The 17215-nt window shown below is 59.6% G+C and carries 17 protein-coding genes and 3 pseudogenes; 7 read left to right on the top strand and 13 right to left on the bottom strand.

Annotation, left to right across the window (positions count from 1 at the left end; all coding sequences use genetic code 11):
* Window positions 1–345: 345 nt before the first annotated feature.
* Window positions 346–1368: a transporter gene (locus ACDZ94_RS01305; protein WP_064453826.1), complete on the bottom strand. Its 1023-nt coding sequence runs from the start codon at window positions 1366–1368 to the stop codon at window positions 346–348.
* Between the two features lie 204 nt (window positions 1369–1572).
* Here ACDZ94_RS01305 and ACDZ94_RS01300 point away from each other — a divergent pair.
* Together ACDZ94_RS01300 and ACDZ94_RS01295 are read left to right on the top strand one after the other, a co-directional pair.
* Window positions 1573–2325: pseudogene (locus ACDZ94_RS01300) on the top strand (methyl-accepting chemotaxis protein); the annotation flags it as partial.
* Between the two features lie 165 nt (window positions 2326–2490).
* Complete coding sequence (locus tag ACDZ94_RS01295; RefSeq protein ID WP_407017289.1) at window positions 2491–3258, top strand: methyl-accepting chemotaxis protein; 768 nt, start codon at window positions 2491–2493, stop codon at window positions 3256–3258.
* Window positions 3259–3449: 191 nt separating this feature from the next.
* On the opposite strand, the gene ACDZ94_RS01290 is transcribed toward ACDZ94_RS01295, so the two are convergent.
* Window positions 3450–3755, bottom strand: coding sequence for a PepSY domain-containing protein (locus tag ACDZ94_RS01290; RefSeq protein ID WP_016974715.1), 306 nt, complete (start codon window positions 3753–3755; stop codon window positions 3450–3452).
* Between the two features lie 99 nt (window positions 3756–3854).
* The gene (locus tag ACDZ94_RS01285; RefSeq protein WP_221295516.1) at window positions 3855–4982 is read right to left on the bottom strand and encodes a glycerophosphodiester phosphodiesterase; all 1128 of its coding nucleotides are present in this window, start codon (window positions 4980–4982) and stop codon (window positions 3855–3857) included.
* Window positions 4983–5214: 232 nt separating this feature from the next.
* Here ACDZ94_RS01285 and ACDZ94_RS01280 point away from each other — a divergent pair, with 232 nt between their 5' ends.
* The gene (locus ACDZ94_RS01280; RefSeq protein WP_221295515.1) at window positions 5215–5538 is read left to right on the top strand and encodes a DUF2025 family protein; all 324 of its coding nucleotides are present in this window, start codon (window positions 5215–5217) and stop codon (window positions 5536–5538) included.
* A gap of 134 nt (window positions 5539–5672) precedes the next feature.
* On the opposite strand, the gene ACDZ94_RS01275 is transcribed toward ACDZ94_RS01280, so the two are convergent.
* Together ACDZ94_RS01275 and ACDZ94_RS01270 are read right to left on the bottom strand one after the other, a co-directional pair.
* Window positions 5673–5993 carry an antibiotic biosynthesis monooxygenase family protein gene (locus tag ACDZ94_RS01275; RefSeq protein ID WP_064453821.1) on the bottom strand — a complete coding sequence of 107 codons (321 nt, stop codon included), beginning with the start codon at window positions 5991–5993 and terminating at the stop codon, window positions 5673–5675.
* Window positions 5990–6697: a CTP synthase C-terminal region-related (seleno)protein gene (locus ACDZ94_RS01270; RefSeq protein ID WP_432750965.1), complete on the bottom strand. Its 708-nt coding sequence runs from the start codon at window positions 6695–6697 to the stop codon at window positions 5990–5992. Before ACDZ94_RS01270 ends, ACDZ94_RS01275 begins: the two co-directional genes overlap by 4 nt.
* A gap of 80 nt (window positions 6698–6777) precedes the next feature.
* Between ACDZ94_RS01270 and ACDZ94_RS01265 the strand changes: the two genes are divergently transcribed.
* A complete protein-coding gene (locus tag ACDZ94_RS01265; RefSeq protein ID WP_064453819.1) occupies window positions 6778–7662 on the top strand; it encodes a LysR family transcriptional regulator in 885 nt (294 codons plus the stop codon).
* On the opposite strand, the gene ACDZ94_RS01260 is transcribed toward ACDZ94_RS01265, so the two are convergent.
* From ACDZ94_RS01260 to ACDZ94_RS01240, 5 genes and pseudogenes are all read right to left on the bottom strand, one after another.
* Window positions 7659–8192, bottom strand: a complete 534-nt coding sequence (locus ACDZ94_RS01260; RefSeq protein ID WP_407017282.1) for a DUF1003 domain-containing protein — start codon at window positions 8190–8192, stop codon at window positions 7659–7661. The two genes, ACDZ94_RS01265 and ACDZ94_RS01260, sit on opposite strands and share 4 nt — an antisense overlap.
* 76 nt (window positions 8193–8268) lie before the next feature.
* Window positions 8269–8706: pseudogene (locus ACDZ94_RS01255) on the bottom strand (methyl-accepting chemotaxis protein); the annotation flags it as partial.
* A gap of 159 nt (window positions 8707–8865) precedes the next feature.
* A pseudogene (locus ACDZ94_RS01250) lies at window positions 8866–9498 on the bottom strand (PAS domain-containing protein); the annotation flags it as partial.
* A 353-nt stretch (window positions 9499–9851) separates the two neighbouring features.
* Window positions 9852–10910: a diguanylate cyclase gene (locus ACDZ94_RS01245; protein ID WP_221295514.1), complete on the bottom strand. Its 1059-nt coding sequence runs from the start codon at window positions 10908–10910 to the stop codon at window positions 9852–9854.
* Between the two features lie 190 nt (window positions 10911–11100).
* The gene (locus tag ACDZ94_RS01240) at window positions 11101–11727 is read right to left on the bottom strand and encodes a TetR/AcrR family transcriptional regulator (protein ID WP_064453815.1); all 627 of its coding nucleotides are present in this window, start codon (window positions 11725–11727) and stop codon (window positions 11101–11103) included.
* Between the two features lie 122 nt (window positions 11728–11849).
* On the opposite strand from ACDZ94_RS01240, the gene ACDZ94_RS01235 reads away from it, so the two are divergent.
* From ACDZ94_RS01235 to ACDZ94_RS01225, 3 genes are all read left to right on the top strand, one after another.
* Window positions 11850–12908: an MBL fold metallo-hydrolase gene (locus ACDZ94_RS01235; RefSeq protein ID WP_064453814.1), complete on the top strand. Its 1059-nt coding sequence runs from the start codon at window positions 11850–11852 to the stop codon at window positions 12906–12908.
* A 108-nt stretch (window positions 12909–13016) separates the two neighbouring features.
* Window positions 13017–13745 (top strand): hypothetical protein, encoded by a 729-nt coding sequence (locus tag ACDZ94_RS01230; protein ID WP_237140863.1) that lies wholly within the window; start codon window positions 13017–13019, stop codon window positions 13743–13745.
* A gap of 182 nt (window positions 13746–13927) precedes the next feature.
* Window positions 13928–14485 carry an AAA family ATPase gene (locus ACDZ94_RS01225; protein ID WP_432750964.1) on the top strand — a complete coding sequence of 186 codons (558 nt, stop codon included), beginning with the start codon at window positions 13928–13930 and terminating at the stop codon, window positions 14483–14485.
* Here ACDZ94_RS01225 and ACDZ94_RS01220 read toward each other — a convergent pair.
* The 3 genes from ACDZ94_RS01220 to ACDZ94_RS01210 form a co-directional block, all read right to left on the bottom strand.
* Window positions 14415–14795 (bottom strand): helix-turn-helix domain-containing protein, encoded by a 381-nt coding sequence (locus ACDZ94_RS01220; protein ID WP_082895945.1) that lies wholly within the window; start codon window positions 14793–14795, stop codon window positions 14415–14417. The two genes, ACDZ94_RS01225 and ACDZ94_RS01220, sit on opposite strands and share 71 nt — an antisense overlap.
* Before the next feature lie 106 nt (window positions 14796–14901).
* Window positions 14902–15849 carry a hypothetical protein gene (locus ACDZ94_RS01215; RefSeq protein ID WP_262666099.1) on the bottom strand — a complete coding sequence of 316 codons (948 nt, stop codon included), beginning with the start codon at window positions 15847–15849 and terminating at the stop codon, window positions 14902–14904.
* Between the two features lie 92 nt (window positions 15850–15941).
* Window positions 15942–17117: an MFS transporter gene (locus tag ACDZ94_RS01210; RefSeq protein ID WP_432750963.1), complete on the bottom strand. Its 1176-nt coding sequence runs from the start codon at window positions 17115–17117 to the stop codon at window positions 15942–15944.
* Between the last annotated feature and the right edge of the window lie 98 nt (window positions 17118–17215).

Raw genomic sequence — 17215 nt, 5'->3', positions numbered from 1 at the left:
GCCAAGGATGGCCCATGGCGGCGGCCCACGGTCCAAAGCCTGCGTGAGGGCACACCGAGCCTAAGCGAGGTGCCGAGTGGTGGGGCAAGAGCCCTTTTGGTCACTTTTGGGGCTCTTTTCCAAAAGTGACCCGCCGTAAGGGCGGAACCCTAAGCAGCCGTGACCCAAACAACGGATATGTACTCAGCGCCACCCGACAACCACAGCACTCAACCCGTAAAAAAAGATGTGTAGATACCTATGCTGCGATGACGGTGGTTCAGTCAATATATCTGTCGACTGAAACTCCGCTATCGCAGGCAAGCCAGCTCCCACACTTGATCCCCTTTCAGGTCGAGATGGGGGTCAGTAATCTTTGCGTTTGCGGAAAGCCCAGCGCCCGGCAATCAAGGTAAACGTTGCCACCAACGCCACCAGAATCCAAAACCCTTCCGGGTCAGTCGACAGCGGTACTCCCCCCACGTTCATGCCGAAAAAACCGGCAATGATATTGATCGGCAGCGCCAGCACCGTCACCACCGTGAGGGTGAACAGCGTGCGGTTGCTTTGCTCGTTGAGGTTGGCGGCGATCTCTTCCTGCAACAGCTTGATGCGCTCGCCCAAGGCCATCAGGTCGTTAATGATCAGTGCAAACTCCTCGGTGGATTTGCGCAATTCCTTCACGTCTTCTTTTTGCAGCCACTGCGGCGGGCGATTGAGCAGGCGCAGCAGCGACCCCGGTTCCAACGCCAGCAGGCGTTGCAGGCGCACCAGCACGCGGCGCGCAGCACCGAGTTCGGCGCGGTTGGTGGAGAGGCGTGAGGACAGCAACTGGTCTTCGATTTGGTCGACGCTGAGGCTGGTTTTACGCACGATCTGCGTCAGCACTTCGCCCTGGTCGCGCAACAAATGCACCAACAATTCCAGCGGCGAACGGAAGCGTTCACCGGCCTTCACCGACGAGCGCAATTTATCCACCGAGTGCAACGGTTGCAGGCGCGCACTCACCAGCAAGCGGCTGCGGGCGCACACCCACAGCGTGGAGATATCCGAGGAGACCATGCTGCTGAAGTTGAACACCACGTCGTTGACCACCGCCAGCAGGGCCGAGTCGACATGCTCGATACGGGTGGAGCGCGAGCCCTCGTGCAGGGCTTCGAAAAACTCATCCGGCAATGCCAGGTTGGCCTTCATCCAGCGCTCGCACGCCGCGTGAGCCAGGTTCAGGTGCAGCCAGAGGAACTCTTCCGGGTCTTGCGGTGCTTTCAACGCCGCCAGCGCAGTCGCTGAGTCAATCTGCTCACCTTTTTCACCGGGGCGAAAACGAAAACCGTAAAGCAGGCCAAACAGATCGGGATCCTGATGGCCGTGGTCGATGCTGTGGTTCATGGAGGCTCGCAGAGAAAGCGCCTGTAGGACGTTTCACAGGTTCGCGTGGGCGAATCATTGCAAGGAAATTTGACAAAATTGTGACGGTTTGCGGTTTATTTCGCTGAAATGACATTTTGTTGACCACCTGTCAGAAATCGTTCAAGAAGCCTCTGGGTCGGCCGATTCAAGGGATAAGGACCGCTGCGAATGGGCTAAGTCTTGATGACAGGGACGTTATGGCGTGCTTGCACCTTTTTCCTTGTTTTGAGGCTTCTCCCCATGAATATTTTGCGCACTTCCTTGAGAGCACAAATTTTGTCGCTGCTCAGCGGCAGTCTGCTGGCGATTTTGTTGATCGCACTGGCTTGTTTCAACTTCCTCTCTAACGGCGTGCAAAGTTATCGCAGCCTGATCGATGGGCCCTTGCTCACCTCTCAATTGATTGACGAAGCCAACCTGCAATTCAAGGTGCAAGTGCAGGAGTGGAAAAACGTATTGCTGCGCGGCAAACAGCCCCAGGACCTGGAAAAATACTGGGGCCAGTTCCAGGACCGGCAACGCGATGTGCAGGGCATTCTCACTCGGCTGGTCAGCCAGACTCAGAATGACCCCGGCCTGAGCCGGCGCATTGACAGCCTGCGCCAGGAACACTTGCAGTTGGGTGTGGCTTACCAGAAGGGGCGTGATGCCTACATGGCTGCCGGTGCCGACCAGACTGCCGGCGACAACGCTGTCAAAGGTGTGGACCGTGCCACCAGCGAGCAGATGAGCACCCTGGTCAGTGACCTGCGCGCGCAGGGCAGCCAGCAGTCCCAAGCCATCAGCGCCTATACCGAACGCACGGTGATGGCGGGGCTGGCAATCATGTTGCTGTCGGGTGTGGTGATCGGTCTGTTCAGCTTGTGGCTGATCAACCGCAACCTGATCCTGCCGATTCGCGGCCTGATCGACTACGTGACCCAACTGAGCCACGGTCGTTTTGCCGAACGTGTCGCCAGTCGCCGTCAGGATGAACTGGGCCATCTGGCCGCCGCTGCCAATACGCTGCGTGACTTCCTCGCCGAAACCTTCAACCGCTTGCAGCGCAGCGCCACTGACCTGGTGAGTGCCAGCGGCGAGTTGAGTTCGATCGCCGGGCAGATGGCGAACGGTACCCATGAACAATTCAACCGCACCGACCAGGTGGCCACCGCCATGACCGAGATGTCAGCCACCGCCCAAGAGGTTGCACGCCACGCGGCCAGTGCCTCGCGCGCCGCCGATGAGGCGGATCATTCGGCCCGCGAAGGTGGCGAAGTGATGAAGGTCACCATCGCCACCATTGGCCAGATGCGCAATGAAATCCTCAACACCGGCACCATCATCCGTCGCCTGGAAACCGACAGTGTACGCATTGGCAAAGTGCTGGAAGTGATCCGCGGCATCGCCGAGCAGACCAACCTGCTCGCACTCAACGCCGCCATTGAAGCGGCGCGGGCAGGCGAAGCGGGCCGTGGGTTTGCGGTGGTGGCCGATGAGGTGCGCAGCCTGGCGCAACGCACGGCGGCGTCGATCATCGAGATCAACCAGATTATCCACGCGGTGCAAACCGGCGCGGTGGATGCGGCCGAGGCGATTGTCAGTGGCCAGTCGTGCAGCGATGAGAGTGTGGAAAAAGTCTCCCAGGCCGGTGCGATGCTCAATCACATCACGCTGGCCGTAGAGGCGATCCGTGACATGAATCGCCAAATCGCCACGGCAGCCGAGGAGCAGACCTCGGTGGCCGAAGATATCTCGCGCAATATCACGCAAATCACCACTGTGGCCACGGCGAACATGGACAATGTGCAGCGCACTGAAGCGGCCAGCCAGAACCTGCGAGGTTTGTCGGCGGAGCTCAATCAAGTGACGGCGCGTCTGGGCGCCTGATCAGAGGAGCGGCAGGCTGAAGCTGAACACCGTGCCCTGCTAGGTGGACACGCTCAGTTCACCACCGTGGGCCTGGGTGTTCTGCTCGACGATGTATAACCCCTGGCCAGTCATGATCACTGATCACTTGGCGAGCGCCCATAAAAAAACCGCGCCACGTTAAACGTGGCGCGGTTTTTTTGGCAGTTGACTCAGGTGTCTTGCTTGTTTTCCAGCACGGCGCCGGTCTTGGCGTCGAGCTTCACTTCAAAGCGCTTGCCAGCAGTGTCGGTCAGGTCAACTTCGTAAACCAGTACACCGTTTTTGTGGTCCAGCTCAGTGTCGGTGATGCTGGCGCCGGCGTGGGTGGCCACGGCGGCGGCATTGAGTTTCTCAAACGGCATGACGGCGCCGGACTTGAGCAGGCCTTCAATGTGATCCGGACGAACGTCAGCCTGGGCCAGGCCGGCAGTCAGGGTCAGGGCGGTTGCGGCGAACAGGGCGGTCAGGGTTTTCATGGTGTATGTCCTTCTGGGTGAGCTGTTTAAGTGGCGCCAGATTAACCGGCGCAACTTAACTCATCCTTAATGGCGCACTGACACCAAGGCCCGACTCACTCAGTAGCCGTTGTCCTTCAGCAAATCCTGCACACTCGAGGACGGCCAGCGCTTGTAGAACTTCAGCAGTTCGGCGGCGCGGTTGGTGAAAATGCCATCGACGCCGGCTTTCATCACTTTTTCGAAGTCCACCGGCTCATCGACGGTATAGACGTGCACCAGCAGGCCCTTGTCGTGGGTCAGCTTGTTCATCTCAGGCTTCACCAGGTCGGTGTAGCTCTGGTCGCCATGGTTGGTCAGCTCGGCCGAAGGGCCAGTGCCGATGGCGCCGAGGCTCTTGGCTTCATCGACCCATTTTTCGAACTCGGCCGCGTCTTTCGGCTCTTGCTTGGCGTAGTAAGCAGCTTTGGTCGGCTCGCCGGATTCAGCGAAGGTCTGCGCGGATTTCGGCTCGATGCTGCCTGGGCCCACCCACAGCAACAGGATTTTCGGGGTGTTGGGCATTTCTTTCTGCAGCTCTTTCAAGCTGTCTTTTTCAAACGTTTGCAGCACCACACGGCCTTTGCCCTGGCCCACACCCGTGTTGCTCTTGCCCAGCTTGGAGCCGGCGGAGCTCAACCAGCCCTTGTCCAGCAGCTTGTTTTTCAGGTCGGCTTCGATGCCCGGGAATTGCTTGGGCTCCTTGGTCTCAATGTACAGGCCGGGTTTGTGCTGCGGGTTGCCTTCGGCGATCTTGATGATTTCGTCCAGGCTCTGGATTTTCAAGCCAACGAACGCCGGGCGGGCGCGGTCCGGGTAGGCGGCGTTGAACCAGCTGCCGGCGTCCAGGGTGCGTAATTCAGCCCAGGTGAATTCGTTGGCGGTAGCGTCTTTGCGCTCCGGGAATTTGGTGGCCACGTCGGTGGTGCGCTGCAGGTTGTTGTCGTGCAGGGCGAACAGCACGCCGTCCTTGCTGCGTTGCAGGTCCATTTCCAGGTAGTCGGCACCCAGGTCGCGTGCGAGCTTGTAGGAAGCGGCGGTTGATTCGGGGGCGTCGTAGGAAGCGCCACGGTGGGCGATGACGGCCGGGTACGGAATGCCTTCGTTTGTCGCCAATTCAGCCGGGCTGATCGGGTCGGCAGCCTGTGCCTGGCCAAGGCCGAGCATCAGAGCGAGCAGCAAGGCGCTCTTGGAAAACGTGACAGGCATATGCGAAGTCCTTTCGTGGAGGTAACTTTGAGAAGGCGTCCTTTTTAACAATTGATTGCGAAAGGCGCTATCACCAAACCGACATTAACGTGCGCAGTGGCCATTTTTCTGGGTTTTTTTGTGCTGCATTGCAGTATTCTTGGCCCAAGCTGCCCCATTAGAGGGCGGTATTTTCTGCCACGCGTGTAAACCATCTTTCCAGTCCCAGTGGGACTTTTCAGTGAGGTTTACCATGCGCATCACGTCCGAACTTATCTGCCAGGCGGCCGACCACCTCCATGGTTTTGTCGGCCTTAATCGCAAAACCGGCCAGTACATCGTGCGTTTCAGCGAAGACTCTTTTGGCATGGATGTGGCCGATGACGGCATCATTCCCACCGCTGAGTTTGTCTGGCTACCCGCCGCCGACGACACCATGACCCTGTCGCGCGAACGCCTTCAGTTGTTGCTGGACCAGAACATTGACGACCGCATTAACATCACCGAGCCGTTGCGCGTGTACATGCGCCGGGTGGAAATCCCGCAGATCAGCGCATTGCGCAGTTTGGTCAGCTAAGCGAACGCTGCTCTACAGACGTTGAAGATCAAAGGTGGGAGCTGGCTTGCCTGCGATCGCGGTGGGTCAGCCTCTACATCGGTTGGCTGACACACCGCCATCGCAGGCAAGCCAGCTCCCACAGGGGTACATTTTCAGCGCTCAAACAGGTAGGCCCGCTCCACTTTGCACACGCGCGTGTGGCATGCCGAATACCAGGTCGCACGCCCTTGCTCGCGCACGGCGCGATGTTCGGCTTGCTGTTTCCAGGCCAGGATCGCCGCCTCGCTGTTCCAGTAGGACACGGTGATCCCCAAGCCGTCTTCACGTGCCGATTCCACCCCCAGAAATCCCGGTTGTTCGCGCGCGAGTTCCAGCATGCGGGTAGCCGCCTGGCCGTAGCCTTGATCACCCTCGGTGCGCAATGAGCTGAAAATCACCGCGTAATAGGGGGCAGCGGGCGTGTTGGCGATCATCGGTACACAGCCTGGCAGGCCTTGAGCAAGGCAAGCGCCAACGGCGGAGTGACGCCCTTGAGTGCTGCGCGTTCCGGCTGGAACAGGGTGGCGACGAAAAACGGGTGGTCCAGCAGTTCTACGGCGCGTAAATCACCCGCCGAGTCATGGCCGCTGGGGATCAAGTCGCCTTCGAGCAAGGCGCTGGCGAAGTCCGGGTTCACGCCGTAGCGGCAGCGATAGCCTTCGTGGATATCCAGCGTACCGTAGGCCTCGGCGATGCAGGTGTAGGGGGCCAGACGCACAGTGTCGGTGGCCTCAACCAGCGTGCAGCTCAGTGGCGTTATCACCGCGCGCTTGGCCTCGGGCGCCAGCTCGCCATGTTCCGCATCCGCCCAGCCCAGCACGTGGCGGGCATATTCCAGCACCGCGTGTTGAAAACCACCGCAAGTGCCGAGGAAAGGGCGCCGTTGCTCGCGGGCAAAACGGATCGCGCGCAATGCGCCGTCGGTGTCGCGGTAGGGGCTGGCGGGCACACACCAGAAGCCGTCAAAGCCATGCAGTTCGCGGGTGGGGGTGATCGAGTCGGTATCGAGCCATTGCACGTGAACGCTCAAGCCCAAGGTGTCGGCTGCTTGTTGCAGCGCCACGGGTATCGCCTGGTGTGCAATCACGTCGGGGTTGTAATCGCCGATCAGGGCGAGGTGCAAGGTTGTGGCTTTCATCGTGTACGTCCCATGGCTTGTTGTGTCCTGGGTCACACTATAGATTGGCGCTCACGCAATCAAAATTGGCGTTTGCCCATATGCTCAATGCAGCCACGCACTATCAAATTGACTACTCCGACCTGTCGCTGATCCTCGCCCTGGTTCGCGGCGGTACCCTGGCACGGGCGGCGGCACTGTTGCGGGTGGATGTGTCCACGGTGTTCCGCGCGGTGCGGCGATTGGAAGCGGCGCTGGGCCAGACCTTGTTTGAAAAAAGCCGCGCCGGCTACCTGCCCACCAGCTTGGCCAGCAATCTGGCGCAGCAGGCCGAGCATGCAGAACAAGCGTTGGAGGCGGCGCGCATTGGGGTGGAGCAGGGCGGCGAAGTGATCAGCGGTACCGTGCGCCTGACCTGTACCGATTCGGTATTGCAAGGCCTGCTGTTGCCGGCGTTGGCGCGGTTCATGCCCGATTACCCGGCGTTGACGCTGGAACTGAGCACCTCCAACGATTTTGCCAACCTCAGCCGTCGCGATGCGGATATCGCCCTGCGCCTGACCAAGACACCGCCGGAACATCTTGTCGGCCGCTGCCTGGGCACGGTGGCCTATCAGGTGTGCGCCAGTGCAGATTTCGTGCGGCGGCACGAAGGGCGGGAGCTGGCCGATTTGGCTTGGATCGCACCGGATGACTTCCTGCCCGACCACCCCACTGTCGCCTGGCGCCGCGAGCACTTGCCGGGTGTGCGCCCCAGTTATCGCTGCAACAGCATGCTGTCGGTCACCGAGCTGGTGCGCGCGGGGCTGGGGGTGGCTGCGCTGCCGGATTTTCTATTGGCGGATGGTTTGCAGCCCCTGGGCCCCACTCTGGCGGGACGTGACACGGCGCTGTGGTTGTTGACGCGCCCGGATTGCCGGGCGCTGCGTTCGGTGGTCGCGTTGTTTGATGAGTTGGGAAGGCATGTGCGCTGGTCGCGTCGTTAGGGTTTTCGCACGAAGTGTTCATGCATTTCGCACGTCAGGGTCTCAATACGCTCGGTGAGCTTCTTGGTCATTTCCGTCAGCCGCGTGTTCTGTTCCAGCAAATCCAGCAGTTGCTGGGTGGTCTGTTCGGCCTGGGCCTGGCGTTCGGTGTTGGCGATGGCGATGGCTTCGCGGTGTTGCGCGTCTGCGTCGGACTGGGCTTTGTCGCGGGCGGCCTGACGCGTCTGGGCCAGCAGGATCAACGGCGCGGCATAGGCGGCTTGCAGGCTGAAAGCCAGGTTGAGCAGGATGAACGGGTACACGTCGAATTGGGTGATGCCGGTGATGTTCAGCACGATCCACACCAGGACGATCACGGTTTGCGCGCCGAGGAACGTCGGGGTACCAAAGAAGCGCGCGAAGGCTTCGGCCTTCAGGGCGAAGGTGTCGTTGCCGAAGGTCGTCGCCAGGTGGGCGTGGCCTCGGTGGAAACGCAAGTGGTCGACGGGCGCAGCTTGCGGCTTTGCAGGGGGCGTGACGTCTGGGGTCATGGCGGGCTCGAATCCTAAGCGTTAAGACAAGCAAGCACTATAGACCGAGCCCCCAGCCAGGCACATGAAGAACCGGTCAGTGATTGCCCCGCTCGTTGGCAAACGCGCTCACCGCTTGCACCGCCTCGGTAGTGCCCTCGCGAATTTGCAGGATGACCGTGCCTGCACGGTTGGCCAGGTCGACCCCAAGCGCCGCACGGTCGCGGGTGCTGTCCATGCTCTCGATGGCTTGGCGGGTTTCGTCCTGGATCATCGCGATCATGCTGGAAATTTCCGCCGTCGAGCCGCTGGTACGTGCCGCCAATTGCCGTACTTCATCGGCCACCACGGCAAAGCCACGGCCTTGCTCACCGGCGCGCGCCGCTTCGATGGCCGCGTTCAGCGCCAGCAAGTTGGTCTGGTCGGCAATCCCGCGAATGGTGTTGACGATGGCGGTGATTTGTTGCGAACGCTCGCCCAGCTTGGCGATCAGTTGCGAGGAACCGTCAATGTCGGCAGCGATCGCGCGCATGCCGCTGGCGGTTTGCTGAATCACGTCGGCGCCTTTTTCGGCAATGTCCCGGGTGTTCATGGAGATGTGGTACGCCTGGTTGGCGCTCGCGGCGTCGGCGGCATGCTGTTGCACCCTGGCGGTGACGTCGGAGGCGAATTTGACCACTTTGCACAGGCGCCCGCTGGCGTCGTAGACCGGGTTGTAGTTGGCTTCGAGCCACACGGTCTGGCCGTTTTTATCAATGCGCTCGAACTGGCCGCTGAACAGCTCGCCCTGGTTCAAACGTTTCCAGAACTCGCTGTATGCCGAGCTATTCGCCAGCTCCGGTTTGCAGAATACGCGGTGATGCTGGCCCTGGATCTGCGACAGGGTGTAACCCATGCGCTGCAGGAAGTTTCCGTTGGCCGTGATGATGGTGCCGTCGAGGTTGAACTCGATCACCGCCATGGCGCGGTCGATGGCGCCCAGTTTGGCGTTGGCTTCGCTTTCGGTTTGCAGGCGCGGTGTGACGTCCATGGCGTACTTCACCACTTTGATCACCTGGCCCGTGTCATTGCGCACCGGGTTGTAGCTGGCCTCCAGCCACACCGACTGTCCGCTGCCAGCCACCCGTTCGAAGGTGCCGGACTGAAATTGGCCATTGCGCAATTGCGTCCACAACTGGTTGTACTCGGCGCTGCGGGCGAAGGCGGGCGTGCAGAACATTCGGTGGGGCTGGCCCACGATCTGTTCGGCGCGGTAGCCCATGGTCTTGAGGAAGTTGTCATTGGCCCGCAGCACGACGCCCTGCAGGTCGAATTCGATCACTGCCATGGAGCGTTCGATGGCATCCAGCATGCTGGCTTGCTGGGCGTTGGTGTGTTGCAGGGTACTGATGGTTTTTTTATGGGCGTTGAATAGCATGTTCGAGGGCTCGGGGAAGCACGCGTCTAAAGTATCCATGAATGTGCGCCTGACCCCGTACGGCCCTGGGCCTTACGGTTGACTTGCTCATTGTCAGCTTCCTGATGCTGACAGAGGGGGTTGAACAACGGACTCAGAGTGATAAGCCTGCCAAGAAGTTCGCTGCCAGAGCAGGACCATCATGGGGCAGGCGACCAATGGAGGCATTATGCTATCGCTGTGGGGTGCTGACAGAAGATTCAGACGAGATGTTGTATGACAACTTAGGCGGAATGAGCGATGACGTAGTCGCTGACAGTAACCCGGTTACGGCCTGTGTCCTTGGCCGCGTACAGCGCGCGATCCGCGGCGTTGAGCCACATGGCGGCATCGCTGTAGACAGGGCGGAAGTCTGCCAGGCCGATACTCAGGCTCACGCGCAGCTCAGGGATCTGCGGATTACGATAGTTACTAAATAGTTCGCGTATGTGTTCCATGACCTGCGCCGCTTCTTCAAGCGGCATTTGCGGAAGAATCACACAGAACTCGTCGCCGCCATAACGGCCAGCCAAGTCGTTTTGTCGCAGGTGCAGGCGTAATTTCTGGCTCAACTGACGCAATACCGCATCCCCGACGATATGGCCGTAAGTGTCATTGATCTGCTTGAAGTGATCGATATCGATCAGGGCGATCGTGGCTTGGCCGTGTTGCTGCTGGCACTTATGGAACTTGAGGTTCAGCAGGTCTTTCCACGAACCATGGTTGAGCAGGCCGGTCAGGCTGTCGATGCGGCTCTGGGCGCTGAGGGCGCGCTTGTGTTCCGACAGCTTGATCGCCAACTGATAGCAGACCATGCCGATGGCCACCGGGTAGAGCGCCAACATCGGCAGGCAGGTGTAGACCTGGATGAGGCTGACGCTGGGGTTGAACTTGATGCCGAACAAGCCCCACGCCATGCCGACGCCGGCGGCCTGTGCCAGCAGCCCGCGCAGAAACAGGCGCTTGCCGCCGGCGGCGACGTTGTTCATGGTCATCATTGACATAATGGTCACGGCCGTCAGAGGGCTGAACTGGGCAGCGGCGGCCCAGAAGCCGACGAACAACGAGTCATAAAGCAGGTTGCGCTGTTCGGCTTGGTACGGAAACGGCGAGTGAACGGACAGTTGGTACGCCACATGTGCCCAGGCAAAACCATTGAATAGCAGGAACGCCCAGACCCAGCCTGGCATCGCCAGAGGGTAAAGAGCGCCGACGACACTGATACAACCAACCCCCAGGCCGATGATTCTTGGCTTGTAGATACGTCTGGCAAATGACAGCCCTTTGCCTAATCTGTTTTCCATAGTGTTCCGGGTCAGCTCTTTTGTGCAGATGCAACAGCGTGCGTCAGCGGTTAGAGCCGTTGCTCGAATAATAAGTGTGAATATTGTCAGTTATTCGAGTGGGAATAATCAGTGTCCTTCCAAGCCATTTGCGCGGCACAACCGGTGAATACGCAAAAAGAGCCTGGAATGTGGTTCATGCAATCGGGTTTTACTGCGGGCGGGAAGCGCTGACTTCATAACCCGCCAGGAACAGATCGATAGCCGATTCGATCACGTTGGCTTGGCTGGCGGCATCCAGGACAGGTTGGCCCAGGGTGATTTGCGGCCAAAAGGCGAAGGCTTTGAGCAGACTTTGTATCTGGTGGGCGGCGAAGGCCGGGTCGGTGCAGGAAAGTCGGCCATCGTCCTGTGCGGCACGTACCCATTGGGTGAAGCCTTCTTCGCGTTTGCTCAGACGGTTGACCATGTCTTGCGCGCGTTCCGGGGAATGGATAGTGGCGGCAATCGCGACACGGGCGAGGTCGAGGAAATTGGTGTCCGACATCATCTGCATCTTCGCTTGCAGTAACCCGCGCAATTGATCGCGCAGCGGTCGGTCGCTGGCGTAGCTCACGTCCAACTGCGCAACGCTGCTGGCCCACAATTGGTGGAGGATTTCTGCGAACAACTCTTCCTTGCTGGGGAAGTGGTTGTACACCGTGCGCTTGGAAACACCTGCAGTGGCGGCGATTTTGTCCATGCTGGTGACCTCGAACCCGTTAGCCCGAAACTCGGCGATGGCAGCTGCCACGATGGCTTCGCGTTTACGGTCGGTGAGGCGCAGGGGAGCAGTCATGGGGGGCGTTCGGCTCTTAGAGGAAATTACACTCGGCAGTTTACTTGCTTCGCGTTTTGTTGCAATCTAGAAACTACACTGTGCAGTGTAGTTCATGAGCGGACCGTAGGAGTCACTCTGCAATGGCCACGATATCAACCCGTCTCGACCCAGCGCCTGCGGCGCTCAAGCCTGCCGAGCAGGCGCAAGGAAATTTCAGCAACGACGCCCCGGTTCAGCATGGCGGCTTTGGCAAGACGTTGCGTATTTTCTGGAACATGCTGTTTAACAAGCCGCGCAGTACGCGCCCGGTGGGCAAGATCCCGGTGCAAGCCTTGACGCGTGAGCTGCTGTTGGCCGCTCCCGATCACAGCGTGTTCCGCCTGGGGCACTCCACCGTACTGCTGAAAATGCGCGGTAAATTCTGGGTCACCGACCCGGTGTTCGCCGAACGTGCCTCACCGTTCAGTTGGGCCGGCCCCAAGCGCTTCCACCAGCCGCCTATCAGCCTTGAAGACTTGCCGCCGCTGGAGGCGGTGATTCTTTCCCACAATCATTATGACCACCTTGACCGCAACGCCGTGGTCCAACTCGCCGACAAAACCCGTTACTTTCTCGCGCCGTTAGGCGTGGGCGACCTTCTGGTCAAATGGGGCGTGGATGCCAGCAAAGTCCGGCAACTGGATTGGTGGGAAGGCACCGAGGTCGATGGCATTCGGTTTATCGCTTCGCCGGCGCAGCATTTTTCTGGGCGCGGCCTGTTTGATGGCAACCAGACCTTGTGGTGTTCCTGGGTAATGATCGACGGCGCGCGGCGGATCTTTTTCAGCGGCGACACGGGTTACTTCGATGGCTTCAAACGTATCGGCGAACAATATGGCCCGTTTGACCTGACGTTGATGGAAACAGGCGCTTACAACGTCGACTGGCCCCACGTGCACATGCAGCCGGAACAGACCCTGCAAGCCCATATCGACCTCAAGGGCCGCTGGCTGCTACCGATTCACAATGGCACCTTTGACCTGGCGTTTCACGCCTGGCACGAACCGTTCGACCGCATCATGGCCCTGGCCTGGGAGCGCAACGTGTCGATTACCACGCCGGCGATGGGGCAGGCGTTCAGCTTGAACCAGCCCGAACGCGGGCATGCCTGGTGGTTGGACGTAGAAACTCAAGGCGCGCAAGAGCACGCTGCGGGCTGAGGCAAGGGGCTTTTAAAAAAGGTCTTTTCAGGGTGTTTCCGCCCTGCGACAAACGCCAGATGGGAGTGCGATCATCCCGGGAAAGTTATTCCCGGGGTGCAGGTTTTGATGGAAAAAGATTGTAGGACGCATTGGCAATTGGGTATGCCCTGTCACCTGGAGCCATTGACTGGCGAAGAGATGAGCTCGGCGCATGTGCCCGTTCATTCTCACCCCGATAAAGCGAACCTGGCGGGTGTCGTCTTCGCTGCCGAGCACTCCAGGGGCGTCGCGCCCATTCCTGGCTATAACACCCTGGCGCCACTCATGCGAGCCGTGCGGGACCCTGCCTTATCCCTCATCGCTGTGAGTGATGTCGACCCCACTGGGCCGGTGATGGTGGAGGTCCCCCTGGTGCTGAACAACACCACCTTCACGCCTTCCCAAATGCTGTCGGGGTGGCGCATCGGGTTTGCGGATCGGTATGTGTGCGGCGATCATCGCGAACCCGTCGAACACAGCGCGGCTTTGCGCCGTGCCTTTGAGGTTCTGCGTCAGGCCGGTGCGCAATTGGTGCCGGTGGACGCCCGACGTGAGAATTACAACCTTCAATTCAGCCTGCAGCGTTCTAATGAAATTGATGAGCTGGTGACAGCGCATCGCCTGGACGCCTTGGTATCTGACGAGCAGAGCGCCGCGTTTCACGGGGCTTGTACAAACGGGTATCCCTCGCTGTGCGAACCTTTGGAAGAGGGCGCCAAACTCTGGGTTTATGGCGCCCGGTGGGCGCGTGATGCGCTGCCCACGCTGCTGTGCGCGTTTCGACAGATGAGCGCTTGCGTGTCAGGCCATCCCTAGCAACTACGTGGCGCGCTGAACTCTCCTACGATGTGAGTGGCGAGGGTCTTAACGTCTTAGGGGCTGCAGTTCTTAGACTGGCGTCGAGCAGGCGGCTCAAATCAGCGCGAAACCTGGGCTTTAAATGTTGCGCCGGGCGCGGCAAGCCTGAGTGATGACACTCAATGCCATTGAGGGAAGCCATGACCTACAGAGTCCATATCCTCGGCGCGGCGGGTGCCGGTACCACAAGCTTGGGAAGGGCTTTGGCCGAACGCCTGAATGTCGCTTATTTTGACTCCGACGACTTCTACTGGCAGCAAACCTCGGAGCCCTTCACCGTCGCTCGGCTGAGGGATGAACGCACCCGACTGCTGGTGGAACAGAGTGCCGACCTCGAGGGCTGGGTGGTGTCCGGCTCACTGTGCGGCTGGGGCGATGCCATGATCCCGCAGTTCACGCATGTCGTATTCCTGCGTGTGGACCCGCAAATACGCCTGAGCCGCCTGCGCCTGCGTGAAGTGCAACGCTACGGCGACCGGGTACTGGCGGGAGGCAGCCGCCATGAAAACAGTGTGGCTTTCCTCGCCTGGGCCGCCCGTTACGATGAGGGCAATCACAGCCTACGCAGCCTGCGTCGGCATGAAAGCTGGCTGAAACCATTGACCTGCCCGGTGATCCGGCTGGACTCTACGCACCATTCGGTTGCGGCGTTGGTGAATCAATTGATGCCGCTGTTGAGCCCATCAGTCGCGAAATGATGCCTTGTGCGCTGGGCTCGGCCTGGGGGCGGTCAAACCTGCGTGCACTCATGCCCCACCCCGGCGCAAACCCCGGGAAAAACACCAGCCCTTCAGCCTCCAGCCGAAATGCCAATGCCAAGCGGGTTTCATCAGCCGCATCGGCCTGGCTTTCAAAGCGTTGAACCGCTTCCACCGCCAGCCCGGCCTGGCGGGCCAGGTCTTCCCGGCTCCAGCCCAGCATCGCGCGGGCCTGCACGCTGTGCTTGGCGGTGAATTGATGCAGGACGATCTGTTGTTCTACGAAAGAGCTCATTGCCAGAGAGGACATGGGGTTTCTCCAGGATTCGACGGGGGAGGGCAAACTATACTGTGTTTTTGTACAGTTGTTTTGACCGCTCATCAACTGGATTTTTTTATAGCGTTTCAGCTATCCCTCATTCCACCCCTGGCGCCTCCCGAATGATCAGGTGATCGAGGTTTTCGATATTCGCGCTGAACACCCCGAACGTCTGCTCGGGGTTCTTCTTGCTGGGCACCTGTTTCAACGCCGGCGTTACGCCGTAGAAGAAGCAGTACAGCGGCCGCTCACTGTCCACCGCCGCCTTGATCTGCTCAAGGAACGCCTTGCGCTTGCGGTAGTTCTCGATGAGTTTTTTGCTCAGGTAGACATTGACCGAGTAGGGCTTCTTGTCGAGCCACACCTTCTTTTCGAAGTCGATGCGAAAGCTGCTGGTGTAGTCCTTGATCGCCTTGATCCTGCCCCAGTAGATCAGGCCGTTGTTGTCCTGCAGGTATTCGATTTTCTTGAAAAACGTCCAGTAGGTCGCGGTGTGCTCGCCGATCTTCAGCGGCATGGCCTTGAGCCTGTCCTTGTCGTCGATGTTCGACACGTAGCATTCCACCGGGTGGGCGAATACGCTGGTTTTGTCCGGGGTTGAATCGCTTGCTCTGTGGGATGGTTCGGAGCGGGTTGAAGGCGCTTTCGTTGGCTCTTGTGGGGCGCTGGCCTCGGACCCAACCCGTGGCGTTTTACGTTCGTACTGACGCCGTGTCAGCACAAATTCCGATGGGAAATTGTCCTCGCGCTCGTCGTCACTTTCGCCGGCTGCGGTCTTGTGCGTGCTGGCATAGCGGCAGCCGTCGATATGCCGGGTGCTGGTCTTGTTCTTGAAGTGCGGTGTGCGCAGGTAATTGACGTTTTTCGCGTTGAATGTGCTCAACGTATTGCCCGTATCAAATGCCGCGCGGCATTCATCGTTGGGGCACAGGAAACGGTCCTTGTCGGAATCGAAGTCGGCCGTTTCGTCGAAATTCAGGTCTCGTACGTCGTAGATCGACAGCTTGTCATCGAGACTCAGGCTGTAGGCCGTGTCGAATTTCATGGGGCTCGGGTCCGTGAGATGAATTGCTGGATATTACGCAAAACTTCGCCGTTAAGGAGATCAAAAGTGTGGGAGCGGGCGTGCTCCCACATTTAGATATGAGGCGTGCTGGCTACACGCCGTCCACTCAGGAAACACAAGGTGCCGCCCACGGCGGTCAGTGCGCCGAGGGCATAAAACATGCTGACGGGTGCCGCATTGATCAGTAGATAACCGCAAATCACCGGGCTCATCGCCCCGCCAAACGCCGCCAGATTCTGCGCGCCGTAGTAGCTGCCGCGCAGGGCATCCGGGGCGATGGTGTCGATAAACAGGAACTCCGAGGGGTAGATGATCATCTCGCCCAAGGTGAACACGAACATCGCCAGGCACCACGTGAGCAAGCTGTGCGCCTGGCTGAAGCCGATCAGCCCGGCAATGAACAGCAGGGTGCCCAGCACGATCCAGTAGCGCAGTTGTTCGCGCTTGAGGAAGCGGCCGATCTGGTACTGCATCAAGATCACGGTAATGGCATTGCAGGCCAGCACCGCCGACAGAATCTTCAGCGCCTCGGCCGGCTTGTAGGCCACCAGCAAAAACTGCGACAGATAAAGGGTGTAGCGCCCGTGGACAATGGTGCTCAACAAACTGCCGCTGGTGAACAGGATCAGCGTGCGGTCGTTGCGCAACGTGCGCAGGGTGGTCAGAAAACTTAAGGGTTTGTTGCTGTCGTCCCGCTGGGTGGGCGGGATGCCGATCATCAGGAACAGGCTGCCAAACGCAATGGCGCTGGCGATCAGGAACGGCGCCAGTTGCATGTGGCCGGCGATCACCACGCCGACCATCGGGCCGGTGGCATAGCCGACGTTGGTCAGTGTGTAGCGTAAGGAAAACACTTTGGCCCGATCACCCACTGGCAAGTTCTCGCTGATGATGGCTTTGGAGCCGATCAGGAATAATGCCGACGCGGCTTCGGTGATGACCAGGGTCAGGGTGGTGAGGTAGAGGTTGCTGGCAAAAGTCAGTAACAGAAAGCCGATGGAGCTGGAGAGCATGGCCAGGATCAGCAGCTTGCGCTTTTCCAGGCGGTCGATGATGTAGCCGCCGTAGAGGCCGAGCAGTGTGGCGATGAACACCGCGATGCCCATCAGCAGGCCGATGTCCTGTTGATTGAGACCCAGTCGGGTGCTCAGCAGCAAGGCCAGCAAGGGACTGGTCATGGCGCGGCTGACCACGATGGTCACCGAGCAGATCATCAGGCGGCGGATTACCAGGGAGTAGGTGGCCACGGTGGGGTGGATGTCCTTGTCATAAATGCGCAGCCGAGCCGAGCACTGTTCTAAAGCTCAATGGAGATCCCCTGTGGGAGCCGGGCTTGCCCGCGATG

The organism is Pseudomonas sp. UBT, from assembly GCF_050915955.1.
Lineage (GTDB): Bacteria > Pseudomonadota > Gammaproteobacteria > Pseudomonadales > Pseudomonadaceae > Aquipseudomonas > Aquipseudomonas antarctica_A.
This window is presented reverse-complemented; position numbering and strand designations above follow the sequence as displayed.